Source organism: Peterkaempfera podocarpi, from assembly GCF_042466665.1.
Lineage (GTDB): Bacteria > Actinomycetota > Actinomycetes > Streptomycetales > Streptomycetaceae > Peterkaempfera > Peterkaempfera podocarpi.
In genome coordinates, this window is record NZ_CP162102.1 from 825,867 (window position 1) to 848,015 (window position 22,149).

Sequence of the window (22,149 nt, forward strand, 5' to 3'; positions counted from 1 at the left end):
CCTTGGCGCCGCGGGGGATGTAGCGGCGGGCGGGCGGCGTGGTCTGGTCTACAGGCCGAGGTTTTTGGCGATGACGGTCTTTTGGACTTCGTTGGTGCCGCCGTAGATGCGGGAGACGCGGGTGTCGGCGTAGAGGCGGGCGATGGGGTATTCGAGCATGTAGCCGTAGCCCCCGTGGAGTTGGAGGCACTTGTCGATGATGCGGCCGGTGGTCTCGGTGCCGAAGAGCTTGAGTTTGGCGGCGTCGGCCGGGGTGAGTTCGCCGGTGTCGTAGAGCTCCATGGCGGTGTCGACGAAGGCCTGGAGGGCCTCGAGTTCGGCGGCGCACTCGGCGAGGACGAACTTGGTGTTCTGGAAGGAGGCGACGGGCTTGCCGAAGACCTGGCGCTGCTTGGTGTAGTCGATGGCGAAGTTGATCGCGGCTGCGGCGGTCGCGGCCGCGCCGATGCCAATGACCAGGCGTTCCTTGACGAGATTCTCGGAGAGGTAGGAGAAGGCCCGGCCTTCCTCGCCGAGCAGGTCGCCGGCGGGGACCTTGACGTCGGTGAAGGACAGCTCTGCGGTGTCGGAGGCCTTCATGCCAATCTTCTCCAGCTTGCGGCCGACCGCGAAGCCCTCGGCGTGGGCGTCGACGACCAGAATCGACAGGCCCAGACGGCGGTTGTCCTGGGGGGCGGGGGAAGTGCGGCAGACCACCAGCACCCGGTCGGCCTGGACACCGCCGGTGATGAAGGTCTTGGCACCGTTGAGGACCCAGTGGGTGCCGTCCTTGGACAGCTCCGCCCGGGTCTTCATGCCCGCCAGGTCCGAGCCGGTGCCCGGCTCGGTCATCGCGACGGCGTACATGTGCTCGCCGGACATGAACGGCGGCAGCCAGCGGTGCTTCTGCTCCTCGGTGGCGTACCGCATCAGATAACCCAGGCACAGACCGGTGTGCACCCCCGAGGCACCGAAGGTCACCGCCGCCCGGGCGGTCTCCTCCATGATCACGGCCTCGTACTTGATGCTGGTCTCCCCCGCACCGCCGTACTCCTCCGGCACCTCCATACCGAAGACACCCAGCTCACCCAGCTTGTAGTAGAAGTCTCGAGGTGCATGCCCCGCCTCCTCCCACTCAGGGAAGTACGGAGTGACCTCCTTCGCGATGAACTCCCGGATGGTGTGCCGGAAAGCCTCGTGATCCTCGTTGTACACACTGCGACGCATGGTCAGCCTTTCGTGGTCGTTGCACTACGTGTCGGGGCTCGCCTGCGCGGCTGCGGCATCCCTCACGTGAATCACGAGTAGATACTCTGCGCATCCGTTCAGAGAGCAGGGCAGCCCGATGACCAGCGACATTAGAGGCTCAGGCAACCCGAAGCAACACGTAATGTAAATCACAGCTCTACTATGATGACCAGGATGACGCCCGGGTGACAAGCTCCACCGGAGCAGATGTAAACCCCCGATAGTCACGGATGCAGCATGGCTCTCAGCACGGACCTGATCGGGACGCGGATCCCGACACACACGGTCGACATCGAGCGCGGACAACTGCGGTTCTTCGCCAAGGCGATCGGTGAGACCGACCCGGTCTACTCCGACCTGGAGGCCGCGAAGGCCGCCGGACACCGAGATCTCCTGATGCCGCCGACCTTCCTCTTCTGTGCGGACAGTGCCCGCACGGACGGCTTCAACTTCGTGAAGTTCGCGGACATCGACATCCGCTACGTGCTCCACGGTGAGCAGGGCTTCACTTACCACGCCATGGCGTACGCGGGCGACACCCTCACCTTCACCAGCACGATCGAGGACATCTACAGCAAGAAGGGCGGGGCGCTGGAGTTCCTCGTCCGGAGGACCGAGGTGTCCCGCGACGGCGAACTGATCGCCGAGCTGCACAACAGCCTGGTCGTGCGTAATCCGGAGGCGGGCAAGTGATGAAGCTGGAACTGCCCAAGATCTCCCGGACCACGCTGGCGCTGTACGCAGGTGCCTCGGGTGACCACAACCCGATGCACATCGACCTCGACGTCGCGAAGTCGGCAGGCATGGACGACGTGTTCGCGCACGGCATGCTCAACATGGCCTACCTGGGCCGGCTGCTGACCGCCAACTTCCCCCAGGAGAAGATCCGCTCCTTCACCGTGCGGTTCACCTCCATCACCCCGCTCCACGGCAAGCCCACCGCCGGCGCCACCGTCGCCAAGGTCGAGGACGGGCTGACCCACCTGGATCTGACCATGGCCCTGGAGGACGGCACCGTCACCCTCGCGGGCACCGCCGTCATCGAAGGAGAAATCGCCGCATGACCAGCACCAAGCTCGCCGGCAAGACCGCCGTCGTCTCCGGCTCCGGCCGCGGCATCGGCCGAGAGATCGCCCTGAAGTTCGCCGCCGAGGGCGCCAACGTCGTCGTCAACGACCTCGACCCGGCCCCCGCCGAGCAGACCGTCGCCGACATCAAGGCCGCCGGCGGCAACGCCGTCGCCGCGGCCGGCAGCGTCACCGAGGAAGGCTTCGCCGACCGGTTCGTGAACACCGCCATCGAGACGTTCGGCGGCCTGGACATCATCGTCAACAACGCCGGCTACACCTGGGACTCGGTCATCCAGAAGATGACCGACGAGCAGTGGGATGCGATCCTCGACGTTCATCTCAAGGCGCCGTTCCAGATCCTGCGCGCCGCCCAGCCGCACATCTCCCGCCTCGCCAAGGCCGAGGCCGCCAACGGCATCCGCGTCCACCGCAAGGTGGTCAACATCTCCTCCGGCGCCGGCACCAACGGCAACGTCGGCCAGTCCAACTACTCCTCCGCCAAGGCCGGCGTGATCGGCCTGACCAAGACCCTGGCCAAGGAGTGGGGCCGCTACAACGTCAACGTCAACGCGGTCGCCTACGGCCTGATCCGCACCCGCCTCACCCAGGCCCCCGCCGGCGGCGCCGCCACCATCGACATCCAGGGCCGCGAACTCCCCGTCGGCGTCAACCCCGACCTCCTCGCCCAGCTCGAGAAGGGCATCCCGCTGGGCCGCGCCGGTACGCCCGAGGAAGCAGCGGGCGCCGTCTTCACGCTCTGCATCCCCGAGTCCGACTACATCAGCGGCCAGGTGATCACCTGCGCCGGAGGCTGGTAACCGGCAACCCGGCAGCATGACAACCCGTCGGGGCCGTTGGACAGGACCCGGCCCCGACAGGCCACGCGGGGAGCACCCTCACTGCACAGCAGGCTCCCCGCAACCCCTGCGGCCACCGTCGCGCACCGACGCGCGACGGTGGCCGCGGCTTCGGCATGTCCTCAAGCGCGACGTGCGCAGGCCCTGCTGGAGGAATATCTGACGCATCGCCAATTATTGATGGAACGCATCGGTCCCCGAAGCCGCGCCCGGGCGCGGCTTCGGGGACCGCTGTGCATCCGCCTGTCACCTGGCGTGCTTGCGGATCAGGCCCTCCTGGACGACCGAGGCGACCAGCCGGCCGTCGCGGCTGAAGAACTGGCCGCGCGCCAGCCCGCGCGATGAGGCATAGCTCGGGCTGTCCATCGTGAACAGCAGCCACTCGTCGGCGCGGAAGGGGCGGTGGAACCAGACCGCGTGGTCGAGGGAGACGACCGGTGGGAACTTCTGCCCCTCCAGATGCGGCTGGCTGGCGGTGAGTGCCAGCCGGATGTCGGAGATGTAGGTGAGGGCGCAGGCGTGCAGCAGCGGGACGTCGGGCAGAACCTCGCGGGCACGCACCCACAACTGCTGTCGCGGGCCATGGCCGATGTCCGGTAGTCCCTGGTAGAGGTCGGCCGTGCAGCGGCTTTGGAGCACATTGCCGAAGACCGAGTACTGCTCGCTTCCGCTCTCCGGATCCCACACCTCCGACAGTGCCTCCGGCCCGGGCGCCTCGGGCATTTCCGCCTGGTGCTCCGGGCTCCGCTCGGGCCGGTGGAAGGAGGCGGACATGCTGAAGATGACGAGGCCGTCCTGGATGGCCGCGACCCGCCTTGTGGTGAAGGAGCCGCCGTCACGGGTGCGGTCGACCTCGTAGACGATCGGCCGGTCGGTCTGCCCGGCACGGATGAAGTAGCCGTGCAGCGAGTGGACCAGGCGATCCTCGGGCACGGTGCTGCCAGCAGCGATCAGAGCCTGGGCGGCGACCTGGCCGCCGAAGGCGCGTAGGGGGGCGGCCGGATGGCATGTGCCCCGATAGAGGTTCTCCTCGACCTGCTCCAGGTCGATCAGGTCGGTCAGGGATGTGGCGGCATCGTCGCACCGCATGGGAATCACCGTCGTCTCCGGCCGCAGGGGAGCCAAGAAGAGGAGGACCGCAACTATCGATCATTCACTCTTAAAGGCACAGCCTGTCAACCATTGGCTAGTTCTGGACACTTAGACTAATTGATATTAACTTTACGGACCGTTCCCGTGGGCGCCCTGCGTACGTGCTCAGCACCACACCGGCAGGAGTCCGAACCCGCGCCCCAGCCCCTCCGGGCCCTCACCGATCAGGAGCGCTGCACCATGAGCACCGATGTGTCCACCGAACCCACCGACCAGCCGCGCGGCCCACTGGCGGGCCTCCGCGTCATCGAGATCGGGAGCATCGGCCCCGGCCCGTTCTGCGCCATGGTCCTCGGTGACCTCGGAGCCGAGGTGCTCCGCATCGACCGCCCGGCCGAGGCAGGCACCGGAGCCTCCCGGCCGATCCTGCACCGCAACCGCCGCTCGATCACCGTCGACCTCAAGCAACCCGACGGCGTCGACATCGTCAGGACCCTGGCCAAGGACGCCGACGTCCTGCTGGAGGGTTTCCGCCCCGGCGTGACCGAGCGTCTCGGCCTGGGCCCGGACGACCTGCTGGCAGTCAACCCCCGGCTGGTGTACGGGCGGATGACCGGCTGGGGCCAGTACGGCCCGATGGCCCAGGAGCCCGGCCACGACATCAACTACATCTCACTGACCGGCGCTCTCCACGCAATCGGCCCCAAGGACGGCGACCCGGTCGTCCCGCTCAACCTGGTCGGCGACTTCGGCGGCGGCGGCATGCTGCTGGCCGTGGGCGTCCTGAGCGCCGCGGTGCACGCCGCCAGGACCGGCCGCGGGCAGGTCGTCGACGCCGCCATGACCGACGGCTCGGCGCTGCTGCTGGCCATGATGTACGGCTTCATCGCCAAGGGCACCTGGGTCGACGAGCGCGAGTCCAATCTTCTGGACGGCGGCGCCCCGTACTACGGCACCTACCGCTGCTCCGACGGCCGGCACATCTCGCTCGGCCCGGTCGAGCCGCAGTTCTACGCCTCGGTGCTGCGCGTCCTCGGCCTCGCCGAGGACCCCGACTTCGCCGGCCAGAACGACCGTGCCAAGTGGCCGGTGATGAAGAAGAAGCTGGCCGCAGTCTTCGCCACCCGCGGCCGCGACGACTGGACCAAGGAGTTCGCGGGCCAAGAGGCCTGCTTCGCCCCGGTGCTCTCCCTGCTCGAGGCCGCGCACCACCCGCACAACGTGGCCCGCGGCACCTACCTCATCGACGATCAGGGCACGGTCGAACCCGCCCCTGCGCCGCGGTTCTCCGCCACACCCACCGCACGGCCCGTCCCGTCCCCGGTGGTCGGCGCGGACACCGACCGGATCCTCGCCGAGGCCGGCTACGGCGCGGACCGCATCCTCGCGCTGCGGCGTAGCAACACGGTCAAGTAACCCGGGTGCCCGGCCGCCGCCCGGGCCGGGGCCGCCCCTCCCCGCTCGATCCACGACGCAAGAGAGAAGTATGTCCGTGACCGATTTTCAGACCAAGGACAAGCTCTTCATCGGCGGCAGTTTCGTCGCCCCCGCGACGGACGCCACCATCGAGGTCGTCTCACCGGTGACCGAGCAGGCCATCGGCCGTACCCCCGAGGCACGCCCCGAGGACATCGACCGCGCCGTCGCCGCCGCCCGCACGGCCTTCGACGAAGGCCCGTGGCCGCAGATCGCCGTGAGCGAGCGCATCGAGGTAATGCGCCGTTTCCGGGACGCCTACGCGGCGCGCATGCAGGAGACCGCGACCCTGATCGCCTCAGAAGTGGGCACGCCGATCAGCTGGTCGCTGCGCGGCCAGGTGGGCGCCTCGGTCGGCGTCCTCGACTACTACCTGGGCATGGCCCCGGACTTCGCCTGGGAGCGGGAGGAGCAGGGGGCGGGACGCCCGGTGCTGGTCCGCCAGGAGCCGGTAGGCGTGGTGGCGGCGATCGTCGCATGGAACGCCCCGCACTTCATCTCCTTCAGCAAGCTGGCCCCGGCCCTGGTCGCGGGCTGCACGGTGGTGCTGAAGGTCTCCCCGGAGAACGCCCTCTCCTCGTACATCATCGCCGAGGCTGCAGTCGAGGCCGGCCTGCCCGAGGGCGTGCTCTCGGTGCTTCCCACCGACCGCGGGCCCTCCGCGTACCTCGCGCAGCACCCCGACATCGACAAGGTCGCATTCACCGGTTCGGTGGCTGCTGGCAAAGCGGTCATGGCCGCTGCCGCCGCGAACCTGACCCGGGTCACCCTGGAGCTCGGCGGCAAGTCGGCCGCGATCATCCTGGAGGACGCCGACCTCGACATCACGCTCCCGGCACTGATGCCGCATCTGATCCCCAACAACGGCCAGGTCTGCATCTCGATGACCCGGGTGCTGGCCCCCCGTTCCCGGTACAAGGAGGTCGTCGAGCGCCTGGCCGAGCAGTTCCGCACAATGGTCGTCGGCGACCCGCTGGACCCGGCCACCACGGTCGGCCCGCTGGTCTCCGAGCGCCAGCGCGACCGGGTCGAGGGCTATATCGCCAAGGGTCTCGCCGAGGGCGCCCGCCTGGTGGTCGGCGGCGGCCGCCCGGCACACCGGGAGTCGGGCTGGTACGTGGAGCCCACGCTCTTCGCCGACGTGGACAATGCGATGACCATCGCCCAGGAGGAAATCTTCGGCCCGGTCGTGGCGGTCATCCCCTTCGAGGACGAGGACGACGCAGTCCGGATCTCCAACAACTCCGACTACGGCCTGCACGGCACCGTCTTCTCCGTCGACGAGCAGCGCGCGCTGGCCCTCGCCAACCACCTGCGCACCGGCACGGTCGGCGTCAACGGCGGCGGTATCGCCTTCAACGTCCCCTTCGGCGGCTACAAGAAGTCCGGCATCGGCCGTGAGTTCGGCCCCGAGGGGCTGCAGGCCTACCTCGAGAGCAAGGCCGTCTTCAACTGGACGCGGCGCTGACCGCTCTTCCCTTCATCGATCCGACAGGAGCAACCCACCCATGCGCGCTGCAGTGCTGCGGGAGTACGGCGCCCCACTGGACGTCGTCGACACCATGGAGACCATCGAGACCGGCCCCGGCAGGGTCAAGGTCCGCATCCGCGCCACCGGAATGTGCCACTCGGACCTGTCCGGCATGACCGGCAAGCTCGGCGTCCCGGTGCCGTTCGTGCCGGGCCACGAGGGCGCCGGGGAGGTGGTCGAGGTCGGCGGGGGCGTCACCTCGGTCGCCCCCGGCGATCACGTCATCGTCAACTTCATCCCCGCCTGCGGCGAATGCGCCAACTGCCGCCGCGGTGACGGGCACCTCTGCACGGCGATGATGTACAAGGCCGCCGGCACCCCCAACTTCCGCCTGGACGGTCAGCCGGTCTTCAGCCTCATCGGCTGCGGCACCTTCGCCGAGGAGGTCGTCCTCCCGCACCAGAGCGTGGTCCGCATCGACAAGGACGTACCGTTCGACATCGCCGCGCTGATCGGCTGCGGTGTCACCACCGGCACCGGCGCGGTGCTCAACACCGCCGGCGTGAGGGAGGGTTCGACCGTCGCCATAGTCGGCTGCGGCGGCGTGGGCATCGCCGCGATGATGGCCGCCAGGCTGGCGGGCGCCTCGCAGATCCTCGCGGTCGACCCGAGCCCGGCCAAGCGCGAGCTGGTGACCCGCTTCGGGGCTACCGCCGCCGTCTCTCCTGAGGACGCCGAGGCCGCGGCCGCCGAGCTCACCGACGGCCAGGGCTTGGACTACACCTTCGAGGTCGTCGGCCGCCCCAGCACCGCCGAAGCCGCCTGGAAGCTGGCCCGCCGCGGCGGCACGGTGGTCGTGGTCGGCGTCGGGGCCCGCGACGACCTGCTCCAGCTGTCCCTGGGCACCCTGGCCACCCAGAGCAAGAACCTGGTCGGCTCGGTGTACGGCGGCATGGACGTGCCGCGGTTCATGCAGCAACTGGTCGGCCTCTGGCGGGACGGCAAACTCGACCTCGAGGCAATGATCACCAGGCGGCTCCAGCTCGAGGACATCAACGAGGGCTTCGACCTGATGAAGACCGGCGACGCCATCCGCACCGTGGTCGAGCTGTGATCCGTCACCGCTGACGCCAGTCGGGGCCGGTCCGCCGCCCACTCCGGGCCGGCCCCTTTCACATCTCCATCCACTGCTCCACCGGATACGTCGGTGCACTGCGCTGTGGGGCGCACGGCGTGCCAGCGGACCTCGGCTGCCAGACGGCGAACCGAACCGCTGCCGTACAGCCGACCTTTGCACCGCATCCTGATCGAGCCACACAGAAGGTGATCTACTGATGGCAGCCAAGGGATTCTGGGAGGCGGCGGCCGCCAGGCCCGAGCACCCCGCAATCATCACGGAATCCGACGCCGTGACCACGTACGGGGCGCTGCGCGAACGCGTCGACCGGCTCTCCCACGGGCTGCGCTCCCGCGGCATCGGAGTCGGCGACACGGTCGCCGTCCTGCTTCCCAACACCGTGGAACTTCTGGCGCTGGAACTGGCCGCGCTCCAGATCGGCGCCTACTTCACGCCGATCAACCGGCATCTGACCGGTGCCGAGACCGCGTACATTCTCGGAGACTGCGGGGCGCTTCTCTTCGTCGCTCATGAACGCTACGCGGACGCCGCCCGCCAGGCCGCCGAGGAGTCCGGACTGCCCGCGGACGGGCGTCTGGCCATCGGGGTGATCGAGGGCTTCGACAGCCTCTCAGCGTTGGAGCACGGCTCCTCCGGTCAGATCCCGGACCGGACCGCAGGCTCGCTCCTGCTCTACAGTTCCGGCACCACCGGCCGTCCCAAGGGCATCCGCCGCGAGCTCACCGGCCTCTCCCCGGAGACGGAGTTCAGCGCCCAGGCATCAACGATGCTGGGCCTGTTCGGCGTGACCTCTCCCGACGAGGTGCTGCTCACCGTCTCACCGCTCTACCACTCCGCTCCCAACGGGATCGCCCTCTGCGCCCTGAACTCCGGGCAGACCATCGTGCTCGCCGAGCGCTTCGACCCGGCCCAGTCGCTGGCGCTCGCTGCGAAGCACCGGACGACTTACGCGTTCCTGGTGCCGACGATGTTCCACCGCTGGCTCGCCCTGCCCGAGATCGAGCGGCGCACGTACGACCTCTCACCCTTCCGCACCATGCTGCACTCCGGCGCGCCCTGCCCGGTGGCGACCAAGCGCGGAATGATCGACTGGCTGGGCCCGGTGCTGCTGGAGTTCTACGGTTCCAGCGAGAGCAGCGTGATCACGATGATTCGTTCCGAGGAATGGCTGGAGAACCCCGGCAGCGTCGGGCGGGCACGCCCCGGACTGCACGTCAGGATCATGGATGAGGAGGGCAATGAGCTCCCGCCCGGCCAGCCCGGGCTGATCCACGCCCGCGGCGGCCGCACATTCTCGTACCACGGCGACCCGGCCAAGACGGCGGCCAGCTGGCGGGGCGACTACTACGCCCCCGGCGACGTCGGCTACCTGGACGAGGACGGCTGGCTCTACATGTGCGACCGCCGCACCGACATGATCCTCTCCGGCGGGGTCAACATCTACCCGGCCGAGATCGAGGACGCACTGTTCCAGCATCCGGCGGTGGCCGACGCCGTCGTCATCGGAGTCCCGGACCCCGAGTGGGGCAACCGGGTGGTCGCCCTGGTCTCCGTCCACCCTGGACGGAGCGTCACCGCCGAGGAGCTGGAAGCCCACTGCCGGCTGCGGCTCGCCGGCTACAAGTGCCCGCGCCGCATCGAGTTCCGCAAAGAGCTGCCCCGCACCGCCGCGGGCAAGATGAACCGCAACCGGGTGCGCGAGGAGTACCTGGCGGGATCCCTCGAGTCACCCACCCCCCGCTGAACCCCGCCGTGTCCGGCCGATCGAGAGGCTGTCCATGAGTACCGGTCCCAAACCCGCAACCCCTGCCACCCGAGCCGCCAACGCGGCCGTACTGGACCAACTCCCCTTCGACGACCAGGAGGCCTTCGAGTCCGTGCAGCGCGGCTTCGTCGCACCGCTGCCCGACGGCGGCGTGATCCGCGACGCCCGTGGCCGGGTGGTCTTCGACGCCGGCTCCTACGACTGGATCCAGGGCGAGGCTCCGGACACCGTCAACCCGAGCCTGTGGCGCCAGTCGCAGGTCATCAGGTACGCGGGTCTGTTCCAGGTCACCGACCGGATCTACCAGGTACGCAACCACGACATCGCCAACGTCACCGTCATCGAGGGCGACGACGGGCTGATCGTGGTCGACGTCGGCACGGTGGCCGAGTGCACCCGGGCCGCGATGGAGCTGTACTACGCGCACCGCCCACGGCGGCTCCCCGTCGTCGCAGTCCTCTACACCCACCCCCACCTGGACCACTACGGCGGCATCCACGGCGTCGTGTCCGAGGAGGAACTGGCCTCCGGCCAGGTGCAGATCATCGCCCCGGGCAAGGACTTCGACCGCTACGCCCTGGGCGAGAACGTGATCTGCGGCAATGTGATGTCCCGCCGGGCCGGCCACGCCTTCGGAAACCTCCTGCCGTCCGGCCCGCGCGGCTTCGTCACCGACGGCATCGGCATCGGTCACGTTCGGGGCACGATCGGCTACGTGCCGCCCACCGACCACATCACCCGCACCGGCGAGGAGCGCATCCTCGCGGGGCTCACCTTCAAGTTCCAGATGGCCCCTGACACCGAGGCACCCGAGGAGTTCCACTTCTACATCCCCGAGCTCAAGGCCCTCACCTGCGCGGAGAACGCCAACCATTCGCTGCACAACATCCAGACCCTGCGGGGCGCCCGCACCCGCGACGCCGCCAACTTCGCCCGCTACCTCGACGAGGCTGTCGAACTGTGGGGGGAGGAGGCCGAGGTCCACTTCGGCCCGCACACCTGGCCCGTCTGGGGCAACGAGAACGTCCGTAGCTTCCGCGCCTCGCAGCGCGACACCTACAAGTACCTCCACGACCAGACGCTGCGGCTGGCCAACCACGGACTGACCCCGGTCGAGATCGCCGAGACCATACGGCTGCCCGAGTCACTCGGCCGCTCCTGGTGGAACCGCGGCTACCACGGCACGGTCAACCACAATGCCAAGGGGGTCTTCGCCAAGGAGCTGGGCTGGTACAACGGCAACCCCATGAACCTGTACCCGCCGCCCGAGGTCGAGCTCGGCCGGCGGTATGTGCAGGCGATGGGCGGCGCCGACCGGGTCGTCGAGCTGGCCCGGGAGGCGTTCGAGGCGGACGACTACCGGTGGGCCGCCGAACTCGCCGGCCGGGCCGTGCATGCGGACCCCGAGCACCAGGGCGCCCGCGAGATCCAGGCGGACGCCTACAAGCAGCTCGGCTACCAGGCCGAAGGGCCCCAGTGGCGCTACGTCTTCCTCACCGCCGCGCAGGAGCTGCGCCAAGGCGTCCCGCGGGGCAGCAGCGCCGGCACTCCCTCCGGCCGGACCGTGGCGGCGATGCCACTGGACATCCTGCTGGACTTCGTCGCCGTCCGGCTGAACGGCGCTAAGGCCGAGCACGCCGACGTGGTGATCGACTTCCATCTCACGGACGCCCCGGCGCCGCACTCCCTCCGGGTGCACCGCGGTGTACTCAACCACTGGCCCCGGCTGAGCGGTGACGCCCGGCTCACCCTGACCCTGGACCGCGCGGCACTGGCCGGGGCACTCCTCAGGCCGGACCGGTTCGAGGAGGCGGTCGCTGCGGGGCTGATCAAGGCCGAGGGCGACACCGGCGCCTTCCACGAGCTCGTCGGACTGCTCGACACCTTCGACCGCAACTTCGACCTGCTCGGCCCGCACCTGTCCCCGGCAGCCGAAACCGCGGAGATCGTCACCGCCTGACGGGGCATCGGAGCTGGCTCGGCGCCACTGCCGAGCCGGCTCTGCCGTCTCACAGACGTGTCACCGCGCGGACTTGCCGCGAGAGGGGTTCGCGCCCCGATGCTCTGTGCACGCTCCGCGAAGATAGGAAGTGAGCAGAGTACCGCACAGGACCATCAACTCTCCTACGCCTCACCGCACTCGTACCGGCCACCGCTCCACCTGGCTGACCGTGGGCGCAACCGCCGTCGCCGCCCTGGGCCCGGCCGCGACCCTATCCCGGAGTTCCCGGGACGCCTTGATGGTTCGCAGTCGGCCAGGAGAGCGGGGCGTCGCCGCCCCTGTTCCGGCCCTCAGACGACCGCCGACTGCAACCCATAACTCTTCACCGGATCGCACAAACCAGCTCGAAGACGATGGGGACTGCCGGGGATCGGACACACCCGCCACGCCGTACGGGTACTGACATCCGCAAGCAGTCGGGGACCTCCTGGACCCGCCGGGCTCAGCGCAGTGCTGCGGCCAGCAGGGCGTGGGCCCAGTCCAGAACCGGCGTGTCGACGATCAAAGGAAGACCCAGCCAGGCATCCCGTTCTCCCTCAGGGATGCCCGGCCGGCCGGTCTCACCGGGCGTACGGTCAGCCGCGGGCGCCGCGGACGCTCTCGCGCATCGCGGCCATCGCCTTGCGCGCCTCCTCGGTGGACATCACCACCGGCATGTGGGAGGAGATGAGGTCCAGGCTGGAGCGCATGTCCATCCGCTCGCTCATCCGCACCGTACGCTTGATCATGCCCATCGGCAGCGGGGGGTTGGCGGCTAGCCGGGCGGCGAAGGCGTAGGTCTCCTCCAGCAGCATCTCGTCGTCGTAGACCCGGTTGACCATGCCGATCCGCAGGGCCTCCGCCGCGTCCACGAAGTCGCCGCTGAGCAGCAGCTCCAGTGCCTTGGCCTGACCGACCAGACGGGGCAGGAACCAGCAACCGCCGTCGCCGGGCACCAGGCCGAGACGGATGTAGCCCTCGCTGAGCCGGGCCGAGCGGGCGACGAACCGCATGTCGCACATCAGGGCCATGTCCAGGCCGGCACCGACCGCGTCACCGTTGATCGCGGCGATCACCGGTTTGTCCAGGTCCTCCAGAGCGCGGGCGACCTGGTGGATCCGCTCATGGAGCATGTTCTTGTGCTCCAACGGTTCGTCCTCGACGTCGAGCAGGGTGTCCAGGTCGACGCCCGCGCAGAAGCCCTTGCCAGCGCCGGTGAGCACCACGACCCGCACGGCGGGGTCTGCAGCGGCGTCACGCAGTGCCTTCGCCCAATCCGCGATCATCTCGAAGGTGAAGGCATTCTTGCGGGCGGGGCGGTTGAGGGTGATGGTCGCGATGCCGTCCTCGACCTTGTACTCCAGATCCATCGGGGTCTCAACTCCTTGTGGTGGCTGTGACGGTACCGGTGATCAGGTGCCAGGGGTCCTCGGCTGCGGCGGCGAGCAGCCCGAGCGCCCCGGCCCACTGGTTCTCATTGCCGTACTCCTCACGCCACGACCACAGCCGCAGCGTGGAGCGGCGCAGGTCGTGCTCATGGGTGGTGCCGATGGCGCCGTGCACTTGGTGGGAGAGCTCGGCGACCACCCCGGCGGCGCGGCAGGCGTTGGCCCGTACGGCGGCGACGGTGGCAGTGAGGTCGGCCCCGGGGTCGGCCAGCGCGGCCACCGCGCTGCGGGTGCTCAGCTCCAGGATCGCCACCTCGCCGGCGATCTGCGCCAGGTACTGCTGCATCGCCTGGAAGGCGGCGATCGGGCGGCCGAACTGCCGTCGCTCCCCCGCATAGCGGAGGCTGTGCTCCAGCGCCCGCTGGGCCGCTCCGGCCAGCTGGATGCTCCGGGCCAGCGCGCCGCGCAGCCGCAGCGTCGGGCCTTGCGGCAGCTCGGCCACCTGGTCGGCGGCAAGCCCGACGCCGGCGAAGGAAACGTCGTCGCGGGGCTCACCGGCCAGGTTGTGGTGGTGGACGAGGGTGGCCGCTGCGGGGGCGACGGAGCACAGCCGGCCGTCAACGACGACCGCGATCCGCTGCGCGTCCCGGGCCCACGGGACCCGCTTGAGGGTGCCATCGAGCCGCCAGCCCGCACCGTCCCGCTCCAGGGTCAGCTCCCCATCGTGGGATTCGGCGGCGGTCAGCCGGCCGGCGGGCACCAGCAGGCCGGCCGCGGCCAGCAGCGGCCCGGCCAGCCAGAGGGTCTCGGCAAGCGGGGTCTCGGCGGCGTGGTACGCCGCGGCACGCAGCACCACGGCGGCCTGCTCGGCGTCGCCGCCGCTGCCGCCGGCCTCCTCCGGGATGCCGATGGCAGTGAGTCCGGCCTCCTCCAGTTCCTCCCAGAGACCGGGGCGGTCCTGGTAGGCGGCGAAGATGTCGGCTGCGGTGGCCTCCAGCAGCTTCAGGTCGTCGTTCATCGGACCCCCAGGGCACGCGCGATGACACCGCGCAGGATTTCGTTGGTACCGCCGCGCAGGGTGTTGGTGGGCGCCTGCACGACCGCCTCGGCCAGGATGCGGGTGAACAGGTCGTCCGAGGTGAGGTCGGGTTCGACTCCGGTGGCCCGGGCGGCCTCGATGACCTCGCGTTCGAAGCGGGTCCCGAGGTCCTTGACGACCGCGGCGGCGACATCGGGCGCTGAGCCCTTGCTGAGCTGGACGGCGATGGCGATGGAGGCCTGGCGCAGCGTCCACAGCCGGGCGGTCAAGCGGCCGATGGTGCGCGGGTCCGCGTCCTCGCGGGCGGCAAGCAGCCGCAGCAGCAGGGCGGTGCTGAGCAGCCGCTCGGGGCCGCTGCGCTCGTACGCCAGCTCGCCGGTGACCTGGCGCCAGCCGTCGCCGATCGCGCCGAGCACCAGGTCGTCGGGGACGAAGGCGCTGGTGAAGACCACCTCGTTGAAGTGGTCCCCGCCGCCCAGGGAGCGGATCGGGCGGATCTCCACCCCGTCGCCGGGCAGGGTGACGATCATCTGGCTGAGGCCCTCATGGCGGCTGTCCCCCGCCGGGCCGGTGCGGACCAGGGCCAGGATGGCGTGAGCTATGTGGGCGCCGCTGGTCCAGATCTTGGTGCCGTCGATCAGCCAGCCGCCGTCGGTGCGGGTGGCCCTGGTGCGGACCGAGGCCAGGTCGGAGCCGGAATCCGGCTCGCTGAGGCCGATCGCGAAGAGGCACTCGCCGGTGGCGATGCCGGGCAGGAAGCGCTTCTTCTGCTCCTCCGTGCCGTGACCCAGCAGGCCCGGAGCGACCTGGCGGTCGGCGACCCAGTGGGCGGCGACCGGGGCCCCTGCGGCGAGCAGCTCCTCGATGACGACGAAGCGCTCCAGCGGGGTCCGGTCAGCACCGCCGTACTGCTTGGGGATGGCCATGCCGAGCCAGCCACGGGCGCCGAGCCTGCGGCTGAACGCCGGGTCGGCGCCGATGATCCAGCTGTCGCTGACCGGGGTGAAGCCGCCGGCGGCCAGCTCCTCGGCGAGGAAGTCACGGACCTCCTGCCGCAGCCGGCGGGTCTCCGCGGGGAGTGCGCCGGGTTCGAGTCCGAACAGTGAGGTCATGACTTTCCTTCCGCAACGGCCGCCAGGGCGGACCGCGCCCATGCGTAGTCGGCCTTGCCGGCTGGGGAACGGCGTATCTCCAGGACCCGGACGAAAGCCTTGGGGAGCTTGTAACGGGCGATCTGCTCGGCCGCACGGCCGCGCAGCTCCTCGTCGTCTGCCTGCTCGTCCAGCCGGACCAGGGCCACGACCTCCTGCCCCCATCGCTCGCTCGGCCGGCCCAGGACCAGGACGTCGCCTACGGCCGGGTGGGTGAGCAGGGCCCGCTCCACCTCCTCGGCGAAGATCTTCTCCCCGCCGGAGTTGATGGTCATCGCCTCCCGGCCGCGCAGCACCAGCTTCCCGTCGCCGCGCAGCTGTGCCAGGTCGCCGGGGACGGCCACCCGCTCACCCGCGACCACCGGGAAAGTGGCCTCGCTCTTGGCCGGGTCGTCCAGATAGCCGAAGGGCAGCGGTGCGCGGGCGGCGAGCCAGCCGATCTCTTCCTCCCCGGGCTCCAGCATCCGGCGGCGGGCGAAGTCGAGGACGCAGGCGCGGGGCAGCAGAGTGAAGACGCCCGGCTCGGCCTTCTCGCCGGGGGCCAGGTCGCCCTGGATGACCCGGCCGGTCTCGGTGGAGCCCGCGCCGTCGGCCAGCACGGCCTGCTCGCCGAGCGCGGCGAGCAGCCGCTCCTTGGTGCCGGGGCTGGTAGCGCCGCCGCCGACAGTGACTGCACGCACGGAGGAGAGGTCGTACGAGTTGCGCTCGAGTTCCTCGGCGACCGGTCGGGCGAAGGCCTCGCCGATCAGCGCGACGCTGTCCAGCCGCTCCCGCTCGATCAGGACGCAGAGGCCCGCGGCGTCAAGCCGGTGGACCACGTCTGGGATGGCGAGCAGGCCTCCGCTGAGCAGCGTACCGAGCATCTGCCAGCCGCCCGCACCGTGCATGAACGGCGCGGCCCCCAGGATTCGGCGGCCCGGACCGGCCGCTGCGGCGGCGCCGACCTGGTCGGCGGTGACATTCGCGGGGAAGGCGGCTCCGCCGATGACGGCGCGCCAGATGTCGTGCTGGCCCCACAGGGTGCCCTTGGGCATGCCGGTGGTGCCGCCGGTGTAGATGACGTAAAGGTCGTCGGGGTCGGAGGCTGGGGTGGGCCAGTCCCGCGGTGCCGTGGCCAGGGACTGTTCGTAGTCGAGGGCGCCGGGCAGCAGCGGGTTGCCGGAGTCGTCGGCGACCTGGAGCAGCAGCGGTTCGGTCTCCAGGCTGCCGAGGACCTGGGCGAGGGTGGGGGCGAAGGCCGCGTGGTAGACGATCGCCGCCGGTCGGCCGTCTGCGAGGAGCTTGTGTAGCTCTGCCGCGGTGTACCGGTAGTTGACGTTGAAGGGTGCGACGCGGGCGGCGAAGGCCGCCAGGTTGGCCTCCGGGTACTCGGGTCCGTTGTGCAGATAGAGGGCGAGGTGGTCCTGGCCGGACTCGTGGCCCTGGAGTTCGGCCCGCTCCCGGTGGGCGCCCAGGCCTCTTGCGGCGAGCAGCCCGGCCAGGCGTTCCACCCGGTCCTGCAGCTCGCCATAGGTGCGGCGCAGCGAGCGGTGCACGATCGCCTCGCGTGCCGGGACCGCCTGGGCCACGGCGCGGGAGAGATCCGCCACGCTCGGTCGTCTGGTTCTGGTCATGGTGTGGTGATCCGTGCCGTTCAGAGGCCGAGCGACTTGGAGATCGCGGTCTTCATGATCTCGCTGGAGCCGGCGGCGATCCGGGCCAGGCGGATGTCCGCGTACAGCCGGGCGATGGGGTACTCCAGCATGTAGCCGTAACCGCCGTGCAGTTGGAGGCACTTGTCGACCACCCGGCCGGCCATCTCGGCGGTGAACAGCTTGACCTTGCCGATCTCCGGGACGGTGAGCCGGCTGGCGTTGAACTCCTCGACGGCCCGGTCCACCACGGCCTGGCCGGCCTCCAGCTCGGCCGCGCACTCGGCGAGGACGAACTTGGTGTTCTGGAAGGACGCGACGGGCTTGCCGAAGACCTGGCGCTGCTGGGTGTAGTCCACGGCCAGCTCGATGGCGGCGCGGGCGGTGGCCACGTTCTGGACCGACTGGTGGAGCCGCTCGGGGACCAGGTTGAAGGTGAGGTAGCCGAAGGCCTTTCCCTCCTCACCGAGCATATTGGCGGCGGGGACGCGGACGTTGTCGAAGAACAGCTCGGCGGTGTCGACGGAGCGGGTGCCGAGCTTGTTGAGCTTGCGGCCCTTGGTGAAGCCGGGCATGCCGTCCTCGACGACCAGCAGGCTCAGGCCGTCACGGCGGTCCTCGCCGCGGGAGGTGCGGCAGGCCACCACGACCAGGTCGGCGTTGATGCCGCCGGTGATGAAGGTCTTGGCGCCGTTGAGCACCCAGTGGTCGCCGTCGCGGACCGCGGTGCTGGTCATGCCGGAGAGGTCGGAGCCGGTGCCCGGTTCGGTCATGGCGATGGAGCACATGGTGCGGCCGGCGGCGATGCCGGGCAGGTAGCGCTTCTTCTGCTCCTCGTTGCCGAAGTGCAGGAAGTAGGGGGTGACGATGTTGGTGTGCAGCGGCATGGCGCCCAGGCCCACCCGGGCCCGGAGGGTCTCCTCGATGACGACGGCGTTGAAGCGGAAGTCGGTGACCCCGCCGCCGCCGTACTGCTCGGGTATCGAGAGGCCGGCCAGGCCCATCTCGCCGCAGCGCAGATAGACGTCCTTGGGGACGATGCCGGCCGCCTCCCATCCCTCGAAGTGGGGGGCGATCTCGTTCTCCAGGAACCTGCGGACGACCTTGCGGAAGTCCTCGTGGTCCTGGGTGTACAGGGAACGGCGCATGGTGGAACTCCTCGGGGGTGGGCCGGGCGGCCGAGAGGTCTGAGGGGTCCGGTGCGGAGTCCTCCGCCGAGGGCTCCGCACCGGACGGGGGATCAGGCGGAGGGCTCGGAGCCGACCACGGAGATGAAGCTCACGCAGTCGCCGGGGTGTCCGCCGAGGTTGTGTGTCAGGCCGAGCTTGCGCGCGCCGCTGGTGATGCTGGCCAGCTGGCGCTCGGCCGGGGCCTCCTGGCGCAGCTGCAGCCAGTTCTCGAAGAGCATCCGCAGACCGGTGGCGCCGATCGGGTGGCCGAAACTCTTCAGACCGCCATCGGGGTTGACGGCCAGCTCGCCGGTGAGGTCGAAGACGCCGTCCATGACGTCCTTCCAGCCCTGGCCGCGCTTGCTGAAGCCGAGGTCCTCCATGAGGACCAGCTCGGTGGGGGTGAAGCAGTCGTGGACCTCGGCCAGCGCGATCTCGGCGCGCGGGTCGGTGACGCCGGCCTCGCTGTAGGCGGCCTCGGCGCAGGCGACGACCTCGCGGAAGGAGGTGTAGTCGTAGGTCGGGTCCATCGGGCCCGCGCCTGGGCCGGCCACCATCGACAGCGCCTTCACGTACAGCGGCTTGTCGGTGTAGCGGTGGGCGTCCTCGGCCCGGACGATGATCGCGGCGGCGGAGCCGTCGGAGACGCCGGAGCAGTCGTGGATGCCGAGCATGCCGGCGATCTTCGGGCTGTTGCGAATGACGTCCAGCGGGAGCTCGGTCTGGAACTGGGCGCGCTTGTTGCGGGCGCCATTGTGGTGGTTCTTCCAGGAGATCCGCGTGAGGACGTCCTTGAGGGTCTCGTCGTCCAGGCCGTAGGCGTTGGCGTAAGCCGGGGCGAGGAGGCCGAAGGAGGCCGGGGCGGTGATGGCGGTCTTGGTGCCGTCGTGCGCCGGGTCCTGGCGGACCAGGCCGGAGAAGCCGGAGTCCTTGAGCTTCTCCACGCCGATGGCCATGGCCACGTCGACAGCGCCGGAGGCGACCGCGTAGCAGGCGTTGCGGAAGGCCTCGGAGCCGGTGGCGCAGAGGTTCTCCACGCGGGTGACCGGCTTGTAGTCGATCTTCAGGGCGCGGGAGAGGGTCTGCCCGGAGAAGCCGGAGTTCATGGTGCCGAACCAGAAGGCGTCCACGTCGTCCAGGGCGACCCCGGCGGAGGCCAGGGCCTCCTGGGAGGAGTCGACCAGCAGGTCCTCGGTACTCTTGTTCCAGTGCTCGGCGAAGGGGGTGCACCCCATGCCGACGATCGCGACCTTGTCGCGGATACCGTTAGAAGCCATCGTCAGTTCTCCTCGCCGGCCGGGGCTGCGACCTGGACCGGCCGGGCCTTCCAGAAGTAGTTGTGCACGCCATCAGCGGTGCTGTAGAAGCGGCGGAATGTCATCTCCACCCGGTCGCCGATCTTCAGCGCCGCCGGGTCGGCGTCGGTGACCTCGGCGATGAACCGGCCGCCGCCCTCGAAGTTCAGCGCGGCCGCGACCAGCGGCGGGTTCATCGAGTACGCCAGCAGGTCGGCCTGGAAGGTGGCGATGACGGCGGGCACGTCGGCGACCCGGTCGCGCTCCATCCGGTCCACGGCCTTGCAGGTGATGCAGACCCGGGCGGCGGGCAGGTGACGAGTGTCGCACTCGGTGCAGCGCGAGCCGGTCAGACCGAACTTCCACTGCGCGTTGCGGTTGGCCGGCGGACCCGCGGGGCGGTCCGGGTCCGGGCGGCGCGGTGCCTCACGCTTGAGGAAGCCGCGCCAGGTGAGGAACTTCTGGTAGCCGACCTCCCGGCCCACAGCGGCCTGCTGGGCCACCGTCAGCCCGGCACGTCGCTCACGCCAGGTGGCCAGCGCCTCCGTGGTGCGGAAGACCAGCGCATCAGCACCGTCGCCGAGCACCACCAGCAGCATGGTCTCGCCGGCGGAGGCCTGGTCCAGGGCACCCGCCAGCAGCAGACCCGGCTGCGCGGTGCCGGTGGCACCCACGGTGGCGGCCAGGTCGTCGACGACCGTGGCGCTGCGGCCCAGCTTCTTCGCCACGCCGCGGACGGCGCGCAGGTGCAGACCGCCGACGGCGACCTTGTCGATGTCGGCCAGGGCCAGCCCGGCATCCTTCAGCGCGGCCTCGACGGCCTCCTCGGCGAGCGCCTTGTACGGGCCCTCGGCGAAGCGCTCCTCCCACAGCCGGCTGGAGGAGTCGCCCGGGATGCGCCAGCGCTCGAGGAACTCGGCCGACGCCGAGCCGCGGCCGACCAGGGCGGCCAGCACGTCGCTGCCGGAGCCGAAGAGCAGCGCCGAGGCGGCGTCGCCGCCGTCGCGCTCCTCGGCGGAGCCGGGCAGGCCGGTGCGGATGTCGGAGAGGACGGCGAGCGCGGGGCGTCCGGCGGCGGCCGAGTCGGCGGCCGCCAGCAGCGCGCCGACACCTGAGCGGGCGGCCCCGGCGAAGTCGTACGCGGCCACCGACCGGTCCAGGCCGAGTGCGGCGTGGACGGTGGTGGCGTTGGTCTTGTCGGCATAGGCCGGGGTGGCGGTGGCGAAGACCAGGCTGCGCGGCTCGACCGGGGCGCCGGCCAGGGCGCGGCGGCCCGCCTCGACACCCATCGAGGTGCTGTCCTCGTCATAGGAGGCGACGGCGCGGGTGCCCCTGCCCCCGCCGGAACCCAGCGCACGTCCGATCTCCTTGCGATTCAACCGCCAGGCCGGCAGATGAACCCCGTAACTGGTGACACCGACGTCCGGTATCGCGGTCATGGCACTCCTCAGGCAGGTGGATTCACCCGCTCACCGGCGCCTCCACTCCGTCTGCAGGGCGGCCGGCACCCGGAGGTGCGGCGTCCGCGGCCATGGCGACGAAGGCCAGCGCGGCAGGCGACAGCGGCCCACGGCGGTGGTAGAGGAAGCAGGGGCGGGGAAAGGTGAAGGCAAGCGGCCGGACCTGAGCGCCGAGGCGCTTGGCTGCCCGGGCCGCCGGAGCGGGAAGCAGGGTGAGCCCTGCTCCGGCCAGAACGAGCGGAACGATGGCGTCGCGGTGCGCGGTTTCCACGACGACGGTGGGCGGGGGCAGCCGCTCGGCTGCCACAACCGCAGCGAACCATACGCGAACTTCCGACTGGCGGGGTAGACCCTGCACGAACGAGTGCCGCAGCAACTCGGCGACCTCCAACGGCCGGTCGGGCAGATCCTCGGTCTGCGGCGGGAAGACGGCCAGCAGCTTCTCGACCGCCAGCGGCACCGACTCGTGTTTGGGATAGGGCCCCGGATGGTCGCTGATCAGCAGTTCCGCCTCCGCGCGGCGCAGTGACTCGAAGCCGTCCACTCCGGAGGCGGCCTCGTGGACGCTCACCTGCAGCCCGGGGTAGCGGGCCTGGAACCGTGTGACCAACGGCACGACCGGGTCGACGGCGAAGCCCTGGACGACGGCCAGGTCCAGCCGCCCGCTGGCCAGGTGGTCGGTCTCCTCCACCGCGGCCCGCGCGGCCTCGAACGACCGCAGGGTGCGCCGGGCCGGGCCGACCAGGGCGCGGCCCGCCGGAGTGAGCGTCAGCCGGGGGCCTCGCTGAAACAGCTGGGTGCGCAGGTCCCGCTCGAGCTCCCGGATGGACTGGGAGATCGCGGGCTGGCTGATGTGCAGCTGCCGGGCCGCCTCCGAGATGCTCCCGGACTCCACGACGGCGAGGAAGTAACTGAAGTGGCGCTTGTCCATCGATTCTC

18 protein-coding genes are annotated in these 22,149 nt (G+C 70.3%); 8 read left to right on the plus strand and 10 right to left on the minus strand.

The features are described 5' to 3' along the window. Window positions 1-48 precede the first annotated feature (48 nt). A complete protein-coding gene (locus AB0761_RS03835; protein WP_377267478.1) occupies window positions 49-1,206 on the minus strand; it encodes an acyl-CoA dehydrogenase family protein in 1,158 nt (385 codons plus the stop codon). A gap of 258 nt (window positions 1,207-1,464) precedes the next feature. On the opposite strand from AB0761_RS03835, the gene AB0761_RS03840 reads away from it, so the two are divergent. The 3 genes from AB0761_RS03840 to AB0761_RS03850 are packed head-to-tail and all read left to right on the plus strand — an operon-like array spanning window position 1,465 to window position 3,115. Further along, window positions 1,465-1,920: a MaoC family dehydratase N-terminal domain-containing protein gene (locus AB0761_RS03840; protein ID WP_377267479.1), complete on the plus strand. Its 456-nt coding sequence runs from the start codon at window positions 1,465-1,467 to the stop codon at window positions 1,918-1,920. Continuing rightward, complete coding sequence (locus AB0761_RS03845) at window positions 1,920-2,291, plus strand: MaoC/PaaZ C-terminal domain-containing protein (RefSeq protein WP_377267459.1); 372 nt, start codon at window positions 1,920-1,922, stop codon at window positions 2,289-2,291. The genes AB0761_RS03840 and AB0761_RS03845 overlap by 1 nt, the downstream gene beginning before the upstream one ends. Beyond that, entirely contained in the window at window positions 2,288-3,115 is an 828-nt protein-coding gene (locus tag AB0761_RS03850; protein WP_377267458.1) for an SDR family NAD(P)-dependent oxidoreductase, read from the plus strand. The genes AB0761_RS03845 and AB0761_RS03850 overlap by 4 nt, the downstream gene beginning before the upstream one ends. Before the next feature lie 285 nt (window positions 3,116-3,400). Here AB0761_RS03850 and AB0761_RS03855 read toward each other — a convergent pair whose 3' ends face one another. Then, complete coding sequence (locus AB0761_RS03855) at window positions 3,401-4,243, minus strand: acyl-CoA thioesterase (protein WP_377267480.1); 843 nt, start codon at window positions 4,241-4,243, stop codon at window positions 3,401-3,403. A 243-nt stretch (window positions 4,244-4,486) separates the two neighbouring features. Here AB0761_RS03855 and AB0761_RS03860 point away from each other — a divergent pair, with 243 nt between their 5' ends. The 5 genes from AB0761_RS03860 (at window position 4,487) to AB0761_RS03880 (ending at window position 12,056) form a co-directional block, all read left to right on the plus strand. Next, window positions 4,487-5,662: a CaiB/BaiF CoA transferase family protein gene (locus tag AB0761_RS03860; protein WP_377267481.1), complete on the plus strand. Its 1,176-nt coding sequence runs from the start codon at window positions 4,487-4,489 to the stop codon at window positions 5,660-5,662. Between the two features lie 70 nt (window positions 5,663-5,732). Then, window positions 5,733-7,190: an aldehyde dehydrogenase gene (locus AB0761_RS03865; protein WP_377267482.1), complete on the plus strand. Its 1,458-nt coding sequence runs from the start codon at window positions 5,733-5,735 to the stop codon at window positions 7,188-7,190. Window positions 7,191-7,230: 40 nt separating this feature from the next. Continuing rightward, complete coding sequence (locus tag AB0761_RS03870) at window positions 7,231-8,307, plus strand: alcohol dehydrogenase catalytic domain-containing protein (protein ID WP_377267483.1); 1,077 nt, start codon at window positions 7,231-7,233, stop codon at window positions 8,305-8,307. 220 nt (window positions 8,308-8,527) lie between these two features. Further along, complete coding sequence (locus AB0761_RS03875) at window positions 8,528-10,075, plus strand: AMP-binding protein (protein ID WP_377267484.1); 1,548 nt, start codon at window positions 8,528-8,530, stop codon at window positions 10,073-10,075. A gap of 34 nt (window positions 10,076-10,109) precedes the next feature. Beyond that, on the plus strand, window positions 10,110-12,056 hold the full coding sequence (locus tag AB0761_RS03880) for an alkyl/aryl-sulfatase (RefSeq protein ID WP_377267485.1): 1,947 nt from the start codon (window positions 10,110-10,112) through the stop codon (window positions 12,054-12,056). Window positions 12,057-12,673: 617 nt separating this feature from the next. Here AB0761_RS03880 and AB0761_RS03885 read toward each other — a convergent pair. The 8 genes from AB0761_RS03885 to AB0761_RS03920 all read right to left on the minus strand — a co-directional run bounded on the left by AB0761_RS03885 (window position 12,674) and on the right by AB0761_RS03920 (window position 22,141). Then, window positions 12,674-13,447 carry an enoyl-CoA hydratase/isomerase family protein gene (locus tag AB0761_RS03885; protein WP_377267486.1) on the minus strand — a complete coding sequence of 258 codons (774 nt, stop codon included), beginning with the start codon at window positions 13,445-13,447 and terminating at the stop codon, window positions 12,674-12,676. Window positions 13,448-13,454: 7 nt separating this feature from the next. Then, the gene (locus tag AB0761_RS03890) at window positions 13,455-14,483 is read right to left on the minus strand and encodes an acyl-CoA dehydrogenase family protein (protein WP_377267487.1); all 1,029 of its coding nucleotides are present in this window, start codon (window positions 14,481-14,483) and stop codon (window positions 13,455-13,457) included. Next, the gene (locus AB0761_RS03895) at window positions 14,480-15,616 is read right to left on the minus strand and encodes an acyl-CoA dehydrogenase family protein (RefSeq protein ID WP_377267488.1); all 1,137 of its coding nucleotides are present in this window, start codon (window positions 15,614-15,616) and stop codon (window positions 14,480-14,482) included. Before AB0761_RS03895 ends, AB0761_RS03890 begins: the two co-directional genes overlap by 4 nt. Then, on the minus strand, window positions 15,613-17,268 hold the full coding sequence (locus AB0761_RS03900; protein ID WP_377267489.1) for an AMP-binding protein: 1,656 nt from the start codon (window positions 17,266-17,268) through the stop codon (window positions 15,613-15,615). Before AB0761_RS03900 ends, AB0761_RS03895 begins: the two co-directional genes overlap by 4 nt. A 20-nt stretch (window positions 17,269-17,288) precedes the next feature. Continuing rightward, a complete protein-coding gene (locus AB0761_RS03905) occupies window positions 17,289-18,434 on the minus strand; it encodes an acyl-CoA dehydrogenase family protein (RefSeq protein ID WP_377267491.1) in 1,146 nt (381 codons plus the stop codon). A gap of 92 nt (window positions 18,435-18,526) precedes the next feature. After that, a complete protein-coding gene (locus AB0761_RS03910) occupies window positions 18,527-19,732 on the minus strand; it encodes an acetyl-CoA acetyltransferase (RefSeq protein WP_377267492.1) in 1,206 nt (401 codons plus the stop codon). Between the two features lie 2 nt (window positions 19,733-19,734). Then, complete coding sequence (locus AB0761_RS03915; protein ID WP_377267493.1) at window positions 19,735-21,189, minus strand: OB-fold domain-containing protein; 1,455 nt, start codon at window positions 21,187-21,189, stop codon at window positions 19,735-19,737. A gap of 22 nt (window positions 21,190-21,211) precedes the next feature. Continuing rightward, complete coding sequence (locus AB0761_RS03920; RefSeq protein WP_377267494.1) at window positions 21,212-22,141, minus strand: LysR substrate-binding domain-containing protein; 930 nt, start codon at window positions 22,139-22,141, stop codon at window positions 21,212-21,214. Window positions 22,142-22,149 lie beyond the last annotated feature (8 nt).